The 19061-nt window shown below is 63.5% G+C and carries 17 protein-coding genes; 9 read left to right on the top strand and 8 right to left on the bottom strand.

The genetic code is table 11. The features are described 5' to 3' along the window. Positions 1-75: 75 nt before the first annotated feature. The 9 genes from mpl (at position 76) to AC3RCJ_RS25660 (ending at position 9508) form a co-directional block, all read left to right on the top strand. The gene (mpl, locus tag AC3RCJ_RS25700) at positions 76-1452 is read left to right on the top strand and encodes a UDP-N-acetylmuramate:L-alanyl-gamma-D-glutamyl-meso-diaminopimelate ligase (protein ID WP_492957094.1); all 1377 of its coding nucleotides are present in this window, start codon (positions 76-78) and stop codon (positions 1450-1452) included. Then, positions 1449-2033: a YqiA/YcfP family alpha/beta fold hydrolase gene (locus AC3RCJ_RS25695; protein WP_492957093.1), complete on the top strand. Its 585-nt coding sequence runs from the start codon at positions 1449-1451 to the stop codon at positions 2031-2033. The genes mpl and AC3RCJ_RS25695 overlap by 4 nt, the downstream gene beginning before the upstream one ends. Then, entirely contained in the window at positions 2030-2647 is a 618-nt protein-coding gene (locus tag AC3RCJ_RS25690) for a chorismate--pyruvate lyase family protein (RefSeq protein ID WP_492957092.1), read from the top strand. The genes AC3RCJ_RS25695 and AC3RCJ_RS25690 overlap by 4 nt, the downstream gene beginning before the upstream one ends. Further along, complete coding sequence (locus AC3RCJ_RS25685; protein WP_492957091.1) at positions 2647-4734, top strand: ribonuclease catalytic domain-containing protein; 2088 nt, start codon at positions 2647-2649, stop codon at positions 4732-4734. The genes AC3RCJ_RS25690 and AC3RCJ_RS25685 overlap by 1 nt, the downstream gene beginning before the upstream one ends. Positions 4735-4871: 137 nt before the next feature. Continuing rightward, positions 4872-5729: an energy transducer TonB family protein gene (locus AC3RCJ_RS25680; protein WP_492957286.1), complete on the top strand. Its 858-nt coding sequence runs from the start codon at positions 4872-4874 to the stop codon at positions 5727-5729. 11 nt (positions 5730-5740) lie between these two features. Then, positions 5741-6568: a shikimate dehydrogenase gene (gene aroE, locus AC3RCJ_RS25675; RefSeq protein ID WP_492957090.1), complete on the top strand. Its 828-nt coding sequence runs from the start codon at positions 5741-5743 to the stop codon at positions 6566-6568. After that, a complete protein-coding gene (mtgA, locus tag AC3RCJ_RS25670) occupies positions 6565-7293 on the top strand; it encodes a monofunctional biosynthetic peptidoglycan transglycosylase (protein ID WP_492957089.1) in 729 nt (242 codons plus the stop codon). Before aroE ends, mtgA begins: the two co-directional genes overlap by 4 nt. Before the next feature lie 223 nt (positions 7294-7516). After that, positions 7517-8482, top strand: a complete 966-nt coding sequence (gene corA / locus AC3RCJ_RS25665) for a magnesium/cobalt transporter CorA (RefSeq protein WP_034746658.1) — start codon at positions 7517-7519, stop codon at positions 8480-8482. Between the two features lie 297 nt (positions 8483-8779). Further along, the gene (locus AC3RCJ_RS25660) at positions 8780-9508 is read left to right on the top strand and encodes an HAD-IA family hydrolase (protein ID WP_492957088.1); all 729 of its coding nucleotides are present in this window, start codon (positions 8780-8782) and stop codon (positions 9506-9508) included. Here the strand turns inward: AC3RCJ_RS25660 and AC3RCJ_RS25655 are convergent. The 8 genes from AC3RCJ_RS25655 to hemL form a co-directional block, all read right to left on the bottom strand. Beyond that, positions 9505-10236, bottom strand: coding sequence for an SDR family oxidoreductase (locus tag AC3RCJ_RS25655; RefSeq protein WP_492957087.1), 732 nt, complete (start codon positions 10234-10236; stop codon positions 9505-9507). The two genes, AC3RCJ_RS25660 and AC3RCJ_RS25655, sit on opposite strands and share 4 nt — an antisense overlap. Before the next feature lie 5 nt (positions 10237-10241). Continuing rightward, positions 10242-11792 (bottom strand): FGGY-family carbohydrate kinase, encoded by a 1551-nt coding sequence (locus tag AC3RCJ_RS25650; RefSeq protein ID WP_492957086.1) that lies wholly within the window; start codon positions 11790-11792, stop codon positions 10242-10244. Positions 11793-11803: 11 nt separating this feature from the next. Further along, positions 11804-12898, bottom strand: coding sequence for an alcohol dehydrogenase catalytic domain-containing protein (locus AC3RCJ_RS25645; protein ID WP_492957085.1), 1095 nt, complete (start codon positions 12896-12898; stop codon positions 11804-11806). A 26-nt stretch (positions 12899-12924) separates the two neighbouring features. Beyond that, complete coding sequence (locus tag AC3RCJ_RS25640) at positions 12925-13935, bottom strand: ABC transporter permease (protein WP_492957084.1); 1011 nt, start codon at positions 13933-13935, stop codon at positions 12925-12927. Continuing rightward, positions 13913-15409, bottom strand: a complete 1497-nt coding sequence (locus AC3RCJ_RS25635; RefSeq protein ID WP_492957083.1) for a sugar ABC transporter ATP-binding protein — start codon at positions 15407-15409, stop codon at positions 13913-13915. Before AC3RCJ_RS25635 ends, AC3RCJ_RS25640 begins: the two co-directional genes overlap by 23 nt. 70 nt (positions 15410-15479) lie before the next feature. Further along, positions 15480-16397 (bottom strand): ABC transporter substrate-binding protein, encoded by a 918-nt coding sequence (locus AC3RCJ_RS25630; protein ID WP_492957285.1) that lies wholly within the window; start codon positions 16395-16397, stop codon positions 15480-15482. Positions 16398-16499: 102 nt separating this feature from the next. Continuing rightward, the gene (locus AC3RCJ_RS25625; RefSeq protein ID WP_492957082.1) at positions 16500-17378 is read right to left on the bottom strand and encodes a helix-turn-helix domain-containing protein; all 879 of its coding nucleotides are present in this window, start codon (positions 17376-17378) and stop codon (positions 16500-16502) included. A gap of 370 nt (positions 17379-17748) precedes the next feature. Beyond that, positions 17749-19038 carry a glutamate-1-semialdehyde 2,1-aminomutase gene (hemL, locus tag AC3RCJ_RS25620; protein ID WP_492957081.1) on the bottom strand — a complete coding sequence of 430 codons (1290 nt, stop codon included), beginning with the start codon at positions 19036-19038 and terminating at the stop codon, positions 17749-17751. Between the last annotated feature and the right edge of the window lie 23 nt (positions 19039-19061).

Here is a 19061-nt window from a genome sequence, read left to right as displayed (position 1 = left end):
GTCCCACTTATTTTTAACCGTGCACCTTAATGTGTACCCCGTATACCTTGAACGCGCACCTTTCGCACTGATCACATGCATATTCATATCCTCGGCATTTGCGGTACCTTCATGGGCGGCCTGGCCGTCCTGGCCAAGGAAGCCGGCCATAAAGTTACTGGCTGCGATGCCAACGTCTATCCACCGATGAGCACCCAGCTGGAAGCGCAGGGAATCGAACTGATCCAGGGTTTCGATCCGGAGCAGACCAGGCTGAATCCGGATTTGTATGTGATTGGCAATGTTGTGTCGCGCGGCAACCCGCTGGTGGAAGAGATCCTCAACCGCAGCCTGCCGTATGTATCCGGCCCGCAGTGGATAGGCGAACATATATTACGCAACAAGTGGGTGCTGGCCGTGGCCGGCACGCATGGCAAGACGACCACGTCCGCCATGCTGGCCTGGATACTCGACGACGCGGGCTACGCGCCGGGCTTCCTGATCGGCGGCGTGCCGATGAACTTCGGCATTTCCGCTCGCCTCAGCGGCAAGATCGACGGCAAGAGCGCCGGGTCGGACTTCTTCGTCATCGAAGCGGACGAATACGATACGGCCTTCTTCGACAAGCGCAGCAAGTTCGTGCATTACCATGCGAAGACGGCCGTCATGAATAACCTGGAATACGATCACGCCGACATCTTCCCCGATCTGCACGCGATCGAGACGCAATTCCACCATCTGGTGCGCACCGTGCCCGGCATCGGCCGCCTGATCGTCAATGGCGACGAAGCCTCGCTGCAGCGCGTGCTGGCGCGCGGCTGCTGGAGCGAGCAGGAAAGTTTTGGTCAGGATGCCAACTGGCAACTGCAAGAGCAGGCCGAGGGCAGTTTCGACGTGTTGTTCAATGGCAAGCACGAAGGCCACGTGGCGTGGGCGCTCACGGGCAAGCACAACCGCAGCAATGCGCTGGCGGCCATCGCCGCCGCGCGCCATGTGGGCGTGCCGATTGCCCAGGCGTGCGCCTCGCTGGCCACATTTGACAGCGTCAAGCGCCGCATGGAAGTGCGCGGTGTCGTCAACGGCATTACCGTGTACGATGATTTCGCGCACCACCCGACGGCCATTGCCACCACCGTGGGCGGCTTGCGCCAGAAGATTGGCAGCAGCGGCCGCATCCTGGCCGTGCTGGAACCGCGTTCGAACACCATGAAGCTGGGCGCCATGAAAGAGGCGTTGCCAGGCAGCCTCAAGGATGCGGACCTGGTCTTCGGTTTTGGCAGCCATGCCGCGCTGGGCTGGAGCCTGGGCGACGCGCTGGCGCCGCTGGGCAAGCTCGCCAGCGCGTACGAAGAGATCGACGTGCTGGTGGCCGCCGTGGTGGCCGCCGCCCGTCCCGGCGACCAGATCGTGGTCATGAGCAATGGCGGCTTTGGCGGCGTGCACCAGAAATTGCTGGAGGCGCTGGGCCGATGATACTGTACCTGCATGGATTCCGCTCGTCGCCCCTGTCGATGAAGTCGCGCCTGCTGGCCGCCCGGATGCAGGCGCTGGGCCGCGCGGCGCAGTGGCGGTGTCCGCAATTGCCGGCCTCGCCCAAGCTGGCCATCGAGCTGGCCTTGTCATTGGTGAAAGACGTGGCGCCAGCCGACCTGACCATCATCGGCTCTTCGCTGGGCGGCTATTACGCCACCTGGCTGGCCGAACGGCTCGGCTGCCGCGCCGTCTTGCTCAATCCCGCCATCGTGCCCCTGGTCGACCTGGAACAGCATGTGGGCGTGACGACCGAGTTCCATTCGGACAAGCCATTCGAGTTCAAGCGCGAATATATCGACGAGCTGCGGACGTTTGCCGTAGATAAAATTACTGAGCCGCAACGTTATTTCCTGATCGCCGCCACCGGCGATGAAGTGCTCGACTACCGCGACATGGTGGCGCATTATCAGGGGGCGCAGCAGTGCATCATCGACGGCAGCGACCATGGCATCAGCGAATTTGCCGACTACCTGGCGCCCGTGCTGGCGTTTTGCGGCATCGACGCGGACGCGTCCCGGTGAGGCCGGGTTCGCTGCGGCAGGCGCAGTGGCATACGCACGTGAATGCCGTCAATGCACCGCCGGCCTTGCGCCACTGGCTCACGGGCGGCGGTTCGCTGACGGCCAAGCTGAAAGCGCATAGCAGCGCGTTCCGCGTGCAATGTTTGCATCAGGAAACTGCGCGCTGCCTGAGCGACGAGGCGGCCAGCATCGGCCTGCACCGTCCGGGCCGGGTGTGGGAACGCGAAGTGCTGTTGCGCTGTGATAACAAACCGGCCGTGTTTGGCCATACCGTCGTGCCCATGCAGGCGACGGCCACGGACTGGCCCTTGTTTTCCGCGCTGGGCGAGCGTTCGCTGGGCACGACGCTGTTTGGCGACCGCATGGTACGCCGCGGTGCACTGGAATTTGCCCGCCTGCGCGCCGGACACCCGCTGGTGCAGCGGGCGCAGGCGGCGCTGGCCCTGGAAGGGGCGCGCGCCAGCGACAAGGCGCTGTTTTTTGCCCGCCGCTGCCTGTACCAGCGTCACCAGGGATTGCTGCTGGTAACGGAAGTATTTTTGCCGGCGGTGCTGGAGTTGACGTCCGTCACTCGCACCGTTGCAACCGACACATTAATAAACAAAGCAGAATAATGAATCTATTTTTTGAAGAATCCGGCGATTTCAAGGTCGGCACGGTCCTGTCGCAAGCAGGTGAAGCCTACCAGGTCGAAATGGCCAGCGGCAAGCGCACCAAGGTCAAGGTCAAGGACGTGCTGCTGCAGTATGAAAAGTCGGCCCCGGCCGAGCTGCTGGAGCAAGCCAAGAGCATTGCCGCCGAGATCGACCTCGATTTCCTGTGGGAAGTGGCGGGTGAAGACGAGTTCGGCTTTGCCGAGCTGGGCGCCGAGTATTTCGGCCACGCACCGCTGCCGCCGGAAGCGGCCGGCCTGATCCTGGCCCTGCATTCGGCGCCCGTGTATTTCTACAAGAAGGGCCGTGGCCGCTACAAGGCGGCACCGGAAGCGTCGCTGAAGGCGGCCCTGGCCGGCATCGAAAAGAAAAAGCAGCAGGCGCTGGTGCAAGCCGCGTATGTGGAAGAGCTGAAACAGAACCGCTTGCCCGCCTCGATGCAGCCCATGGTGCTGCAACTGTTGTTCAAGCCGGACAAGAACACGATTGAATACAAGGCGCTGGATGCGGCATGCACGGAATTGCACACGACCCCGGCACGCCTGATGCTGGCCGTCGGCGGTATTGCTTCGCCGAAAGACCTGCACCTGTCGAAATTCCTCTTCGAAAATTTTCCGAAAGGCGCCGGTTTCCCCAACGTGCCCGTGCCCGCCGTGACGACCAAGCTGCCGCTGGCGGACGTGGCCGCCTTCTCGATCGACGACGTGACCACGACCGAGATCGACGATGCCTTTTCCGTGCAGCCCTTGCCCGATGGCACCGTGAAAGTCGGTATACACATCGCCGCGCCGGGCCTGGGCATCCGCCCGGAAGACGTGATCGACAAGATGGCGCGCCAGCGCATGTCCACCGTCTACATGCCGGGCGACAAGATCACCATGCTGCCGGACGAAATCGTCAATGCGTTTACCCTGGCGGAAGGCACGACGTGCCCGGCCCTGTCGCTGTACGCCACCCTGGACCCGAAAGCGGACTGGGCCGTGGTCAGCACGCAGACGCGCGCCGAGCTGGTGCCGATCGCCAGCAATTTGCGCCACAACCAGCTCGACGACCTGGTCAACGAAGAAACCCTGGCCAGCGGCGAGGGAGAATACCCGCACAAGGCCGATTTTGCCGTGCTGTGGCAATGGGCACAGCAGCTGGAACAGGGCCGCATGAAGAAGCGCGAAGCGTTTGGCCTGAAGCCGGAACAGAATAACCGCGTCGATTTCAATTTCTATGTGGAAAACGACATCGTCACCGTGGCGCGCCGCAAGCGTGGCGCGCCGCTGGACAAGATCGTCGCCGAATTGATGATTTTTGCCAACAGCACCTGGGGCAAGATGTTGCACGACCATGGCGTGCCCGGCATCTACCGCAGCCAGGGTGGCGGCAGCGGCAATAGCTGGGCGGCAAAGATGCAGGTGCGCATGGTCACCCATGCGGCGCCGCATCAGGGCCTGGGCGTGGATCAATACGCGTGGAGCACCTCGCCCCTGCGCCGCTACACGGACCTGGTGAACCAGTGGCAAATCATCGCCTGCGCCGAGCATGGCGTGACGGCGCCGCTGGTGGCCCCGTTCAAGCCGCGCGACGCGAACCTGTTCGCCATCGTCTCGGCCTTTGACGCGGCGTATGCCGCGTATGGCGATTTCCAGTCGAACATGGAACGTTACTGGTGCTTGCGCTGGCTGCACCAGGAAAATGCGCGCCAGGTCGATGCCGTCGTGTTGAAAGACGAGATTTTGCGCCTGGTCGACATTCCGCTGGTCATCAAGCTGCCGGGCATGCCGTCCGTGGCGCGCGGTGCGCAGGTCAAGCTGGATCTCTTGCGCTGGGATGAAGTCGACCTGAGCATCGAAGCGCGCTTGCTGGAAATCGCCGCCGTGCCCGACGCGGCGGCTGACGCCGAACTCGACTATGAGGAAGACGCGGGCGACGACGGCGCGGAAGAGGGCGACGCGGCGCAGGAAGCCTCGCCGGAAGCGGCGAACCAGGTCAGCGACGCGGACGCGGAAGTGGCGGAACTGGCCAGCGAAGACGTGGTCAGCGAACCCGAGGTCAAGTAAGACCGCGGGGCGGTGCGAAAAACGGGAGCAAAACTGTTGCCGGCACCGCCCTTTGACGTAGAATTCAGCAGTCTTGTATCTTGTGCTTGTTGCCAACTGGGTTGCGCGTGAAGTCTTTCCGAGAGAATCGTTTCCTGATGATCGCCGTGGCGGTATCGCTGCTGGCGCATGGCGCCTTGCTGGCGATGCATTTCGTCGCCCCGGCCCCGCAGCGCGCCGTCGCCACCGATCCCGGCCTGGAAGTGATCCTGGTCAATGCCAAGCATGCCAATAAACCGCTGAAAGCCGACGCGCTGGCGCAAGCCAGTCTCGATGGCGGCGGGCAGGCCGACAAGGGCCGCGCCAAGTCGCCCTTGCCCGACATGCGCAAGGTGGAAGAGGGCGAGAGCGTCAAGGCCAGCGCCCGCCGCATCGCCGAACTCGAGCAGAAACAGCAGGAATTGCTGACGCAGGCGGCCAGGGCGACGCCCTACAGCGCCGCGCCCATTACGGAAAAGGACAAGCCCAATCCCCTGGCCAGCGGCTCGGACCTGATGGAAAGCAGCAAGGCCATCGCCCGCATGGCGGCCGAGATCAGCCAGACCGTGGAAGACCAGAACAAGCGCCCCCGCAAGACGTTTATTACGCCCAGCACGCAGGAGGTCGGCTATGCCATGTATTACAAGACCCTGCAAAAGCGTATCGAGGAAATCGGCACCCTGAATTTCCCGCAAAACAATGGCCGCAAGATGTATGGCGAGCTGGTCGTCTACATCCCCATCTTCCAGGACGGCACGATCTACCAGAAAGAGGGCGGCGCCCGCGTGGAAAAAAGCTCGGGCAACCCCGCGCTGGACGCGGCGGCGCTGGCCATCGTGCGCCGTTCGGCACCGTTCGGCCGTTTCCCGCCGAATATGTTGTCGAGTGACAAGGATGACTTGTGGGTGGTGATCACCCGCTTCAAATTTACGCGCGAAGAAAAAATGGAAGCTAACCTGACTGGCGGCAGCAATTGAGTAAAAATGAGATGAATCCCGATCAATATTGTGTCTTTGGCAATCCTGTCGCGCACAGCAAGTCCCCCTTGATCCACGCCGCGTTTGCCCTGCAGACGGGCGAGTCCCTCGTCTACGAGCGCCGTCTGGCGCCGCTGGACGGTTTTGCGCTGGCGGCCCGGACGTTTGCGGCCGAGGGCGGCAAGGGCGCGAACGTGACGGTGCCCTTCAAGCTGGACGCGTGCGCGCTGGCTACCGAGCTGACGCCGCGGGCCAGGGCCGCCGGCGCCGTGAATACCCTGCGCTTCGATGGGAACACCATTCTTGGCGACAATACCGATGGCGCGGGCCTGGTGGCCGATATCATGCGCAACGCGGGCGTGGCCATCGCCGGCAAGCGGGTCCTGCTGCTGGGCGCGGGCGGGGCCGCGCGCGGCGTGGTGTTGCCCTTGCTGGAACAGGGGCCCAAGGAATTGTTCATCGCCAACCGCACCGTGGCCACGGCCGAGGCGCTGGTGGCGCAGTTTGCGGATGCGGCGAGTCACGCTGCCCAGCTGCGCGCTGGCGGCTACACGCAGCCCGACGGCGTCTACGATATCGTCATCAACGCCACCTCGGCCAGCCTGGCGGGCGACTTGCCGCCCGTGCCGCCCGGTGTTTTTGGCAGTGGCACGCTGGCGCTCGACATGATGTATGGCGCCCAGCCCACCGTCTTCATGGATTTTGCCGCCCAGCATGGCGCGCAGGTGCGCGACGGCCTGGGCATGCTGGTGGAGCAGGCGGCCGAAGCGTTTGACGTGTGGCGCGGTGTGCGGCCAGGGACGCAGGATTTGCTGGCGCAGTTGCGCGCTGCCTTGTGAGCGCGCTGCGCAAAGGCGGCCGCAGGGGCGGCGGCGGTCGCTACGGCTGGATCAAGTGGCTGTTCATCGTACCCGTGCTGGCCTTTATCGTCGTGCAACTGTATTTCTTCCTGCAAATCTGGTGGTGGGTCGACCACAATCCATCCAGCACGGCCTTCATGCGCGAACAGTTGTCGGTATTGCAGGAAAAGAATCCGAACGCCACCATCCAGCAGACGTGGGTGCCGTACAACCGCATCTCGAACAATCTGAAACGCGCCATCATCGCCTCGGAAGACGCGAATTTTTCCGAGCATGAAGGCGTCGACTGGGAAGCCTTGCAAAAGGCGTATGAAAAAAACAGCAAGAAGCAGAAGGTCGTGGCCGGTGGCTCCACCATCACGCAGCAGCTGGCGAAGAATCTGTTCCTGTCCGGCTCGCGCAGCTATGTGCGCAAGGGCCAGGAACTGATCATCACCTACATGCTGGAAAGCCTGATGGACAAGCAGCGCATTTTCGAGATTTACCTGAACGTGGTGGAATTTGGCACGGGTATCTTTGGCGCCGAGGCGGCCGCCCGCCATTATTATCACGTCAGCGCGGCGGGCCTGAGCGCGGCGCAGGCGGCGAAGCTGGCCGTGATGCTGCCGAATCCCCGCTTTTACGACCGGCATCGCGACACGGGTTACCTGAACCGGCGCACCAGTGTCATCCTGCGCCGCATGGGCGCGGCCGAACTGCCTTGATGGCAGGCGACATTGATTTTCATAAAATCAAATGTGCATAATTGATACAATTACGATGCAGCATCTTAATCCGGCCCCTTGCTGCTTCTCCACACATTTTCCGTGAAAAAGCCGTGGCGAGGGGTGGTCGTGAAAAGGCCTTTGCGGGTACACTTGCGCTGTTTTCATTTTTGGCGCAAGCGCCAGCACATCACGATAACCCAACATCCGGCTGAGAGCGCGCATGATCAATGTTTTTGTACTACAGAATGGCCGGCTCAACCAGGTGCCGATCGACAGCCGCGCAGACCTCGAAAACGCCGAACCGGTCTGGGTCGACCTGACCGACCCCACCGATGATGAACGGGCCTGGGTCAAGGCCATCTACAACGTCACCCTGCCGGGCGAAGACGAAGTCAAGGATATTGAAGCGTCGGCCCGCTACTACGAGGCGGAAAACGGCGACTTGCACCTGCGCACGGACTTCTTGCGCGAAGAAGACGACGGGCCATCGCGCGTCATCACCGTGGCCTTCATTCTTGCCCGCAAGATTTTGTTTTCCATGCATACGGACGACCTGCCCGTGTTCCGCCTGGTGCGCATGCGCGCCCGCTCGCGGCCAGGATCGATTGCCGACTACATGGATGTGCTGCTGGACCTGTACGCCACCGATGCCGAATATTCGGCCGACGTGTTGGAAGGCATCTACCAGAACCTGGAAGAAGTCAGCACGCGCGTGCTGCAAAAGGAATTTACCGATGCGCACGCGGCCGAAGCGCTGAATGCCATTGCCCACGAGGAAGATTTGAACGGCCGTATCCGCCGCAACATGATGGATACGCGCCGCGCCGTGAGCTTTCTGATGCGTGGCCGCTTGCTCAATTCCGAGCAGTTCGAGGAAGCGCGACAGATCTTGCGCGATATCGAATCGCTCGATGGCCATACGTCTTTCCTGTTTGATAAGATCAACTTCCTGATGGACGCCACCGTCGGCTTCATCAACATCAACCAGAACAAGATCATCAAGATCTTCTCGGTGGCCAGCGTGGCCTTCCTGCCGCCCACCCTGATCGCCAGCGTGTACGGCATGAACTTCAAGCTGATGCCGGAGCTGGAATGGTCGTTCGGCTACCCATGGGCCTGGGGCCTGATGATCACCAGCGCCATCGCGCCCTTCCTGTACTTCCGCCACCGCGGCTGGCTGAAATAAGCCTTCTGCGCCGGGACGCCTTCGCATCCCGGCGCCGCCACCGGATCTTGTGCGGATTCCCGGGCGAGCGCAGCAAATTCAAAAATCGGCGATAATCACTGGTCTTGCGTGGTATTGAATTGGTATTTGTTTTTCGCCGCCATCATTCTTGCCCCTGTTGGCCGTCTTCCCTGAAAAAAAGTATCGCTATCGACCCGTTTTTGGCGTGGCAGCGCGCGCCTGCATCACCGTATGATCGTTGCGGCGCTGCCGCCTGGCCGCCGCATTTCCCGTCACCGCCGTTCTTTTGGAGAGTCCATGCCTGATACCGCCACCACCCCACCGCGCTTCACCCATCTGATCAGCGACTGCGATGGCGTGCTGATCGACAGCGAAGCCGTGGCCATGCAAGCGTTGCTGGAATTGCTGGCGCCGCGCCTGCCGAACCTGCCCGAAGGCGTCACCTTGCAAGGCTTGATCGAACCGCGGCTGGGCCAGCGTTTGCTGCCGCTGTTGCAAGACATCTACCTGGAATTGGGGCTGGCGCCATTGCCGCACGATGAGGCCATGGCAATTGGCAATGCGGTCGATGCGATGTGCGATACGCAGCTGAGCGCCGTGCCTGGCGTGGCGCAGGCGCTGGCCGCGATTCCCCTGCCGAAGGCCGTGGCGTCGAACAGCGTCAGCGCGCGCGTGCTGTCGGCGCTCGAGCGGACTGGCATGGCGTCCCTGTTCGACCGCCGCGTCTTCACGCCCGATCTGGTGGGCCATGCGAAACCGCATCCGGGCCTGTACCTGGCGGCGGCGGCCGCCTTCGACGTGCCACCCGGCCAGTGCCTGGTGCTGGAAGACAGTGTCACGGGCGTCACGGCCGCCGCCGCGGCCGGCATGACGGTACTGGGGTTCATCGGTGGCGGGCATATCGCCGCCGGCCAGGAAGCGCGGCTGAAGGCGGCCGGCGCACACCGGGTGTTCAGCGACATGGCCAGCCTGCCGGCGCTGGTGGCGGATGTCATGCAGGCCGCTGCCGCGCGGCAGCCAGCCTAGCGGCAGGTATAGCCGCCATCGACCGGCAGGCTGACGCCGCTGATCATGGCGGCGGCGTCGCTGAGCAGGAACAGGATGGGACCGGCCACGTCTTGCGGCGTGGCGAAGCGGCGCAGCGGAATGGCGGCCAGCATGGGGCCGCTCTTGGCCGGATCGCTCCACGCCTGCTCGGCCATCGGCGTCAGGGTCACGGTGGGATTGACGCTGTTGACGCGGATGCCGTGCGGCCCCAGTTCCAGGCACAGGCTGCGCGTGATCGCGTCGAGGGCCGCCTTCGAGGCACAGTACGACAGGTGCTCGTCCAGCGCCACCAGCGACGCCTGGCTGGAGACATTCACGATGCTGCCGCGCCGCCCGTCGCGCAGCATGCCCTGCGCCACATGGCGCGCCATCATGGCCGCGCCGCGCGCATTGACGGCCATCACGCGGTCAAACTCCGCGGCGTCGAGCGCCAGGCAGGAACCGAGCCGCGAGATGCCGGAACAATTGACGAGTCCATCGATATGCTCCAGCGGGGCCAGCGCAGCCGCCATGGCCGGCGCGTCGCTGATATCGAGCTGCAGGGGCTGGCAACCCGTTTCTGCGGCCAGCGCGGCCAGCCGTCCGGCGTTTTGCCCGATGGCGATCACGCGGGCGCCGGCCGCGGCCAGCATGCGCGCCGTGACCAGGCCGATGCCGCTGGAGGCACCCGTGACGATGAATTGCTTACCGCTGAAATCGAAGGGCATGGCTTTTACTCCTGGTGGTCGCTGTGGATGCGGTGCATCAATGGTTGCAAGGCGGGATAGGCATCGCGGTAGCGGGCGAATGCCAGGCGATAGGTGGCGCTGGCGCTGGCCTGGGGCGTGCTGCGCGGCACCAGGGTAACCCAGCCCCGCTGCGCCGCTTCCTTGCCGACCAGGCCAGCGCCGAGCGCCGCCAGCAAGGCCGCGCCCAGGGCCGCCTCCACGTTTTCCGCGATGGTGTAGACGGGATAGCCGGTGATATCGGCAATGATCTGCATCCACAGGGGGGAGTGGGCGGCGCCGCCGACGACGATCAGCTTGTCATCGAGTTCGACCGTGCCGGTCCCCCTCGCGCCGGCCTCGATATTGTGCTTCAGCGCAAAACTCACGCCTTCCAGCACGGCGCGATACAAATGGGCGCGGCCGTGGTACAGGCTCAGGCCGAGGAAGGCGCCGCTGGCCCTGGCGTCCCAGATGGGACTGCGCTCGCCCATCAGGTAGGGCAGGAACAGCACGCCGTCCGCGCCGGGCGGGATGGCTTGCGCCTTGTCTTCCATCAATTGGTGCACGTCGGCATGCCCGAGTTCCCTGGCCGCGGCCACGTCGGCCTGGCAAAACTCGTCGCGGAACCAGCTGACCGAGGCGCCGGCCGTGATGGCGCCGCCAAACACATACAGGTCGGACTGGCTGTTGAATACGTGCGGCATGCTGATCAAGCCGTGGCGCGCGTCGACTTGCTGGTGGATATAGCCCCAGCACATGCTGGTGCCTATCATTGCCACGTGCTGCCCGGCGCGGCTGGCGCCAGCCGCGAAGGTGGCCACGGCCGCATCGACGCCGCCGGCGATGACGGGCGTGCCTGCCAGCAAGCCGAGTTGCTGCGCCGCCTGCGGCAGCAGCGCACCCACCACTGCGGACGAATCGACGAGGCGCTCGGGCATCATGCGCGCAGGGATGCCGAGTGCCGCCAGCATGGGGGCTGACCAGCGGCGCGCAGCCAGGTCGTACACGCCGCCGATATTGCCGGCCGAACTGTGGTCGACGGCCACTTCGCCGCTGAGCAGATAATTGATGTAGCTGTTCGGCGGCAGGAAGTACTGCGTCTTGTCCCAGAGGGCGGGCCGGTGGCGCTTGAACCACAGCATCTTGGTGTAGCCGTAATAGCTGTCGACGCCGTTGCCGGTGATGGCATGCAGGCGTTCCAGGTCGACATGCTCCTTGACCCACGCCACTTCTTCCGTGGCGCGGCGGTCCATCCAGATCAGGCAGGGGTGCAGCGCTTGCATGGCGGCATCGACGGGGATGCCGGAGCCGCCATACAGGCTGCTCACGCAGATGGCCTTGACGTGTTCTGGCGGCACGCCGCTGGCGTGCAGCACCTGCCGCACGCACGCCACCACGGCGTCGTACCACACGGCAGGCCATTGCTCGGCCCACAGGGGCCTGGGGGTGTCGACCTGGTAGCCGTGCGCATGCTGGGCCACGATGCCGCCCTTGCAATCGACCAGCAGCGCCTTGGTGCTTTGCGTGCCGATATCGACACCGATGACGTAGTCCATGCGTGCTCCCCTTAGCCTTGCGAGGCCGGCTTCAGCAGCACTTTGATGGAATCGAGCGAGTTGGCCAGCGCGAACGCCTGCTCCCAGTCTTCCAGCGGAAAATCGTGCGTGACGATGCCTTTCGAGGTGACCAGGCCCCGTTCCAGCAGGTCGATGGCAATCGGATAGCAATACGGTCCCAGGTGCGAACCGCGCACGTCGAGTTCCTTGCGGTCGCCGATGATGGACCAGTCGGCGCTGGTTTCCTTGCCGAACACGCTGAATTCCACGAAACGGCCCAGCTTGCGGATCAGGTTCAGGCCCTGCGTCACGCCGGCCGGCACGCCCGTCGTTTCGATATATACATCGCAGCCATAGCCGTCCGTCAAGCCATGGATGACGGCCAGCGCATCTTCCTGGCCGGGATCGATGGTGACGTGGGCGCCATATTGCCTTGCCAGCGCCAGGCGTTCCGGCACCATGTCGATCACCACCAGTTTCTTCGGTGTCTTCAGGGCGGCGATCTGCGTCATCATCAAGCCCAGCGGCCCGGCGCCGGCGATCACCACCACGTCGTCGAGCTGCACTTCGGCGCGGTTGACCGTATGGATGGCGCACGCCATGGGCTCGATGATGGCGGCGTCCTCCAGCGAAATGGATTCGGGAATCTTGTGCACCAGGGCGGTGGGCGGGATGCGCATGTATTCGGCCATGCCGCCATCGGCCACCTCGCGCTGGAAGCCGAAGATGTTATGTACCTCGCACATCCAATATTTGCCGGATTTGCAAAAACGGCACTTGCCACAAGGCACAATCTGCTCGGCGATGATGCGGTCGCCCACTTTTACGCCGAAGTGCTCCTCGCCGTGCTCGCCCGCCTCGACCACGTAGCCGAAGAATTCGTGGCCGGGGATCACCGGCGGCTTGACCCACGATGGCTGGCCGTCGCCGCCCCAGAACATGGCGGCGCCCGAATGGCATTTGCAATCGCTGGCGCAGATGCCGCAGGCGGCGATGCGGATCAGCAGTTCGTTGAGGCGCGGCGTGGGGCGCCGGATTTTTTGCAGGCGGTAATCTTTTGGGCCGTGGCAAACGACGGCTTGCATCTCGACTTCGGTGTACTTCATGCGGGGCTCCAGGGTGGGGAAAGTGGTCAGGCGCGCTTGCTGCTGTTGCGGCTGATGTAAATGGCGAGCAGGATGATCACGCCCTTGATGATGTTTTGCAGGTAGGGCGAGACGCCCATCATGTTCAGGCCGTTATTCAGCACGCCGAGCATGATGGCGCCGATCAGGGTGCCGAGGATGGAGCCGCGCCCGCCCGTGATGGCCGTGCCGCCCATGACGACGGCGGCGATCGCGTCCAGTTCGAAGCCGATGCCCGCGTTCGGCTGGCCGCTCATCAGGCGCGACGTCAGCACCAGGCCCGCGATGGCGGCCGTGCCGCCGCTGAGGGCATATACGAGCAATTTGTAGCGCGCCACGCGCACGCCGCTCAGGCGGGTCGCTTCCTCGTTGCCGCCGATGGCGTAGATATAGCGGCCCAGCGGCGTATGGTCGAGCAGCACATAGGCAATGCCGAATACCAGCAGCATCGCCAGGATGGGCGTTTGCAGGCCCAGCACATTGCCGCGGCCAAAGAATTCGAACCAGTCGGGCAAGTCGTTGATCGGGTAGCCGCCCGTGTACAGCAGGGCCAGTCCGCGCGCGATGCCCATGGTGGCCAGGGTGACGATGATCGGCGGCATCTTGGCGTAGGCGACGAAGAAGCCGTTGCCCACGCCAAAGGCGATGCCCACGGCCAGGCCGGCCAGAATGGCCAGTCCGGGCGGCAGGCCGGCCACCATCAGTCCGGCCGTCAGGGTGCCCGTCAGCGCCATCACGGAGCCTACCGACAGGTCAATGCCACCGCTGAGGATGGCGCACGTCATGCCGACGGCAATGATGGCGTTGATCGAGACCTGCCGCGCGATATTGACCAGGTTATCGCTGGAAAAGAAATGGTCGGTGGTGGCCGCCATCGCCGCCGATACCAGCACCAGGCCGATCAGCGGCAGGAAGGCGGGCGACTGCCTGAGCAGCGACCACAGCAAGCGTGCCGACAGGGGCGACGCGATGCCGCGGCGCGGCGCGGCGAGAGGATCAGTGTTTACCGGCTGTTGCATGGCGCATTACCTCGCTAGAATGAATGGACGCGCCTTCCAGCAGGGCCACGATGGCGCCCTGCCTGAAGACGGCGACCCGGTCGCACATGCCGGTGATTTCCGGCAGTTCAGATGAAATCAGGATGATGGAATAGCCATCGCTGGTCAGTTCGCGCATCAGGCGGTAGATTTCCGCCTTCGCGCCCACGTCGATGCCGCGCGTGGGCTCGTCGAAGATAAGGATCTTGCAGTGATGGTTGAGCCAGCGGGCGATCACCACTTTTTGCTGGTTGCCGCCGCTCAGGGTAGCCACGCGCGTGCCGGGGCCGGGCGCCTTCACGCCCACCTTGGCCATCATGGCACGCGTGGCGGCGAGTTCTGCCTGGCGGTGGATCAGGCCATGGCCCGTATATTTCCCTAGGTTATTGATGGAAATATTTTCCGTGATGTCGAAATCGAGGATCAAGCCTTGCGCCTTGCGGCTTTCCGGCAACAGACCGATGCCGTGCCGCAGCGCGTCCGCCGGATCGCCGAGGCTGGCCTTCGCGCCATGGATGCGGATATCCTTGTGCCAGGCCGGATGGGCACCGATCACCGCCAGCGCCAGTTCCGTGCGGCCCGAACCGACCAGGCCCGCAAAGCCGAGGATTTCGCCCTGGTGCAGCTGGAAATGGTTGACGGGACCGTCCTTGTGCAGGCGCACATCGCGGGCATCGAGCACGATGGGCGCGCCGGGCGGGCGCGCGGGCTTGGGCGGGAAACTCGCTTCCAGCTTGCGTCCCACCATCATTTCCACCAGTTGGTCGATATCGGTGGCGGCCACGTCCGTCATGCCCACGTAATGGCCGTCGCGCAAGACCGTGATGCGGTCGCAGATCTCGAAGATTTCTTCCATGTGGTGCGAGATGAAGATCATCGCCACCCCTTGCTGCCTGAGTTCGCGCATGATGGCGAACAGGTGGGCAGCCTCGCCGGGCGTGAGGGTAGCCGTGGGTTCGTCGAGGATCAGGATGCGCGCGTTCAGCGAGAGGGCCTTGCCGATCTCGACGAACTGCTGCTGGGCGATGCTGAGCTGGCTGATTTCGGCCGACAGGTCGATCTCGATGCCCAGCCGCGCAAAGATGGCCGCCGCCTGCCGCCGCATGGCCGTTTTCGCCAGCAGTCCCACGGCATTCGTCAGTTCGCGCCCCAGGAAGATGTTTTCCACCGCATTCAGGTAGGGAATCAGGGAAAATTCCTGGAAGATGATGGCGATGCCGGCGGCAATGGCATCGTTATAGCTGTGGAAGTCGCGCGGCTGGCCGTCAACCACGATGCTGCCCGCGTCGGGCCGGTAGATGCCACTGAGAATTTTCATCAGGGTGGACTTGCCGGCGCCATTTTCACCCAGCAAGGCATGGATTTCTCCCTGGCGGATGGCCAGGTTGATATCGTTCAATGCCTTCACGCCGGGAAATCCCTTGGTGATGTGTTGTAGCTGCAAGATCGTATGCATGATGAGCCCGGAATAACGGTGACGCTCCCGCAGCCGGGCTGCGGGAGGGGAAGCGCGGTTGCCGCGCTGCCTACCAGCTGAAGGACTTGGCGCCCGCCTTGTCCACCAGCTTGACTTCGACGGGGATCTGCGCCGGCACGTTGGCACCCCATTTCTTGGCCATGGCGATGGCCAGCGCCAGGCGCACCTGGTCGCGCGGGAACTGGGCTGCCGTGGCGATGAACTTGGAATTGGGCTTGAGCATCGCCTTGATCGCTTCCGGCGCGCCGTCGACGCTCGTCAGTTTCACGTCCTTGCCGCTCGCCTCGATGGCCGAGAGCGCGCCCATGGCACCGCCATCGTTGACGCTGAAAATGCCTTTCAGCCTGGGCTGCGCCTGCAGGATGTTTTCCGTGACCGTCAAGGCCTGGTCGCGCTCCTGCTTGCCATTCTGGGTGGTGACGATCTTAATGCCAGGAAAGGCCGCCAGCGCATCCTTGCAGCCGCGCACCCGCTCCAGGATGGGCACGACGGGAATGCCGTCGAGGATGGCCACGTCGCCCTTGCCGTCCAGGCTCTTGGCCAGGTAGGTGCAGGCGAGCTGGCCCGCATTGAAATTCTTCGAACCGACAAAGGAATCGACGGGGCCATTGGCATTCGCATCGACGGCGACGACGATCACGCCGGCGGCGTTGGCCGACTTGACGGCCGACTGGATGCCCACCGAATCGGTGGGGTTGAGCAGCAGGATGTCGATTTTTTTCTGGATCATGTCTTCCACGTCGCTGGTCTGCTTCGCCACGTCGTGGCGCGCGTCGGTGATCACCACCGTGGCGCCGATGCTCGCTGCCGCCTCTTCCAGCGCCTTTTTCATGGTAATGAAATACGGATTGTTCAATTCCTGGAAGGACATGCCGATCTTCAGCGGGGCCGCGCTGGCGGGCAGCGCCAGGCAGGTGGCGCCTGCGGCGGCCGCAGCCAGGACCAGCAAATTCTTTTTCAGCATCATCATCATCGTCTCCTTGGTTTTTAGAATGGTTGTATGGTCATCGTGGCAGCGTTGCCTTGCCTGCTGCCGGGGCATGAAGCGTAAAAACTGGCCGCCAGGCATTCAGCCTGTCGCCGTCGATGTTTTCAAGCCGTCGTAGCGGCGGAACTTGGACGGCGAAATCCCCTTGTGCGCGAGAAACTGCCGGTTGAAATTCGACAGATTGTTAAAGCCCACCTGGTAACAGATATCCGTGATGCTCAAGGCGCTGTTGCTGAGCATTTCGCAGGACAGTTTGATGCGGAGCAAGTTCACGTATTGCACAAAAGAAATACCCGTGTGCTTGCTGAACGAACGCGAAAAGGAACTGACGTTTTGCCCGATCAGTTCGGCCAGTTCCGATTCGCGCAGCTCGGTCGACAGGTTCTTGCCGATGTAAGCGAGCGCCAGGTTGATCTTCGACGCCATGTAGCTGTGCGGATCGGGCAGGTAGCTGGGGCTGGAGAGTTTCCTGCGTTCGCCGTCGCGCAGCAGCAATTCCAGCAGAGAAATGAAGAGCAGTACCCTGCGGCAGCCGCGCGCGTCCAGCAGCTCGAGCATCAGGGGGCGGGCGGCGGCGCCCGCCTGCGGCGTGAACAGCAGGCCGCTGCGCGATTCGGCCAGCAGCGTCTCGACCGGCTGCAATTCGGGGAAGGTGGCGATGGCGCTGGCGATGAATTCGCCCGTGAACTGCAAGATCAGGCAGCGCTGCTTCACGGGCTGATTGTCGGGCAATTCGCTGACCCAGTTATGCGGCAGGTTGGGGCCGGACATGACCAGGTTGCCCGGTGCAAAATCGCCGATGTAGTCGCCCACGAAATACTTGCCGGTGGTGTCGGTGATCAGCTGGATTTCGTACTCGGGATGAAAATGCCAGCGTACCGTGCGGTAAGGGTAGCCGTGCGACCAGGCCGTAAACGATTCATCGGGGCGCACGCAGACGACTTCGAGATCGGGTTTCATGGCGGGCTCCGCGCGCTTCAGGCGATGAGCGGAAAGGCGCAGTGGTGTCGGGGCGTGGCGGGGGCGAGGCGGATGCGTGTCATGGCGTGTCTCCTGCTGGGTTACCGTGCGCTCCAGCCGTATGGCGGGCCGGGCGTGTTATTGGTTTATGTGACCCATTCTAGGCAGTTGGGCACGGCAGGGCTACCGATTACATGTGGAAAAACCGATACTTTTTTTGCATTTTCACCTGGAAAGAGGGATATTGGTCAAATTTTGTGCATTGCATCAAATGACATTGAGCAATAAAGAAGCGCGGCGGGGCAGGTGCCGGCATAGGGGGCGGGCAGCGGCCGGGGAGGGCCGCTGTGAGATCCGGCTGGGGGGGCGCTTACGCCAGCTTGGCGAATACCTTGCGCGCAGCGGAGATGGTGGCGTCGATGACGGCATCGTCGTGCTGCGCCGAGACGAAGCCCGCCTCGAAGGCGGCTGGCGCGAAGTACACGCCTTCGTCGAGCATGGCGTGGAAGAAGGCATTGAACTTGCTACGGTCGCCGGCCATCATTTCCGCATAGCTGGTCGGCGGCGTTTCGCTGAAATAAATGCCGAACATGCCGCCGATGGCATCGGCGCAGAAGACCACGCCCGCCTCTTTTGCGGCGGCGGTCAGGCCGTCGGCCAGGCGCTTGGCGGTGGCGCCCAGCTGCTCGTAGAAGCCCGGCTGCTGGATCAGTTTCAGGGTCGTCATGCCGGCCGCCACGGCCACCGGGTTGCCCGACAGGGTGCCGGCCTGGTAGACGGCGCCCAGCGGCGCCATATGGTGCATCAGTGCCGCGCTGCCGCCGAAGGCTGCCACCGGCATGCCGCCGCCGATCACCTTGCCCAGGGCGGTAAGGTCCGGCTTGATGCCATACAGCGCTTGCGCGCCGCCCAGGGCGACGCGGAAGCCGCACATGACTTCGTCGAAAATGAGCAGCGCGCCGTGCTGCGTGCACAGTTCGCGCATCGCCTGCAGGAATGCCGGCGTGGCTTTCACCAGGTTCATGTTGCCGGCCACGGGTTCGACGATGACGCAGGCGATTTCCGCGCCGAAGCTGTCGAAGGCGTCCTTCAGCTGTTCCACGTTGTTATAGTCGAGCACCAGGGTGTGCTTCACAAAATCTTCCGGTACGCCGGCCGAAGTCGGGTTGCCGAAGGTGAGCAGGCCGCTGCCGGCCTTCACCAGCAGCGAATCGGCGTGGCCGTGGTAGCAGCCCTCGAACTTGACGATCTTGTCGCGCCCCGTGGCGCCGCGCGCCAGGCGCAGCGCGCTCATGGTCGCTTCCGTGCCCGACGAGACCAGGCGTACCTGCTCGATGGACGGCACCAGGCGCGTGATTTCCTCGGCCATCAGCACTTCGCCTTCGGTCGGCGCGCCGAACGACAGGCCCAGCGCGGCCGCGTCCTGCACCGCCTTGACCACTTGCGGGTGGGCATGGCCGACGATGGCCGGGCCCCAGGAGCCGATGTAGTCGATATAGCGCTTGCCGTCCGCGTCCCAGAAGTACGGGCCTTCGGCGCGCGTGATGAAGCGCGGCGTGCCGCCCACCGAGCGGAAGGCGCGCACGGGCGAGTTGACGCCGCCTGGCGTGGTTTTTTGCGCGCGGGTAAACAGGATGTCGTTCTGGGAAGTCGTCGTCATGATAATCGTGCCTTGAAAGTGGA

It is taken from the genome of Janthinobacterium sp. GW822-FHT07H11 (assembly GCF_058798615.1).
Note: the sequence above shows the minus strand (reverse complement) of the source record. Positions and strands in the feature narration are given on the sequence as shown.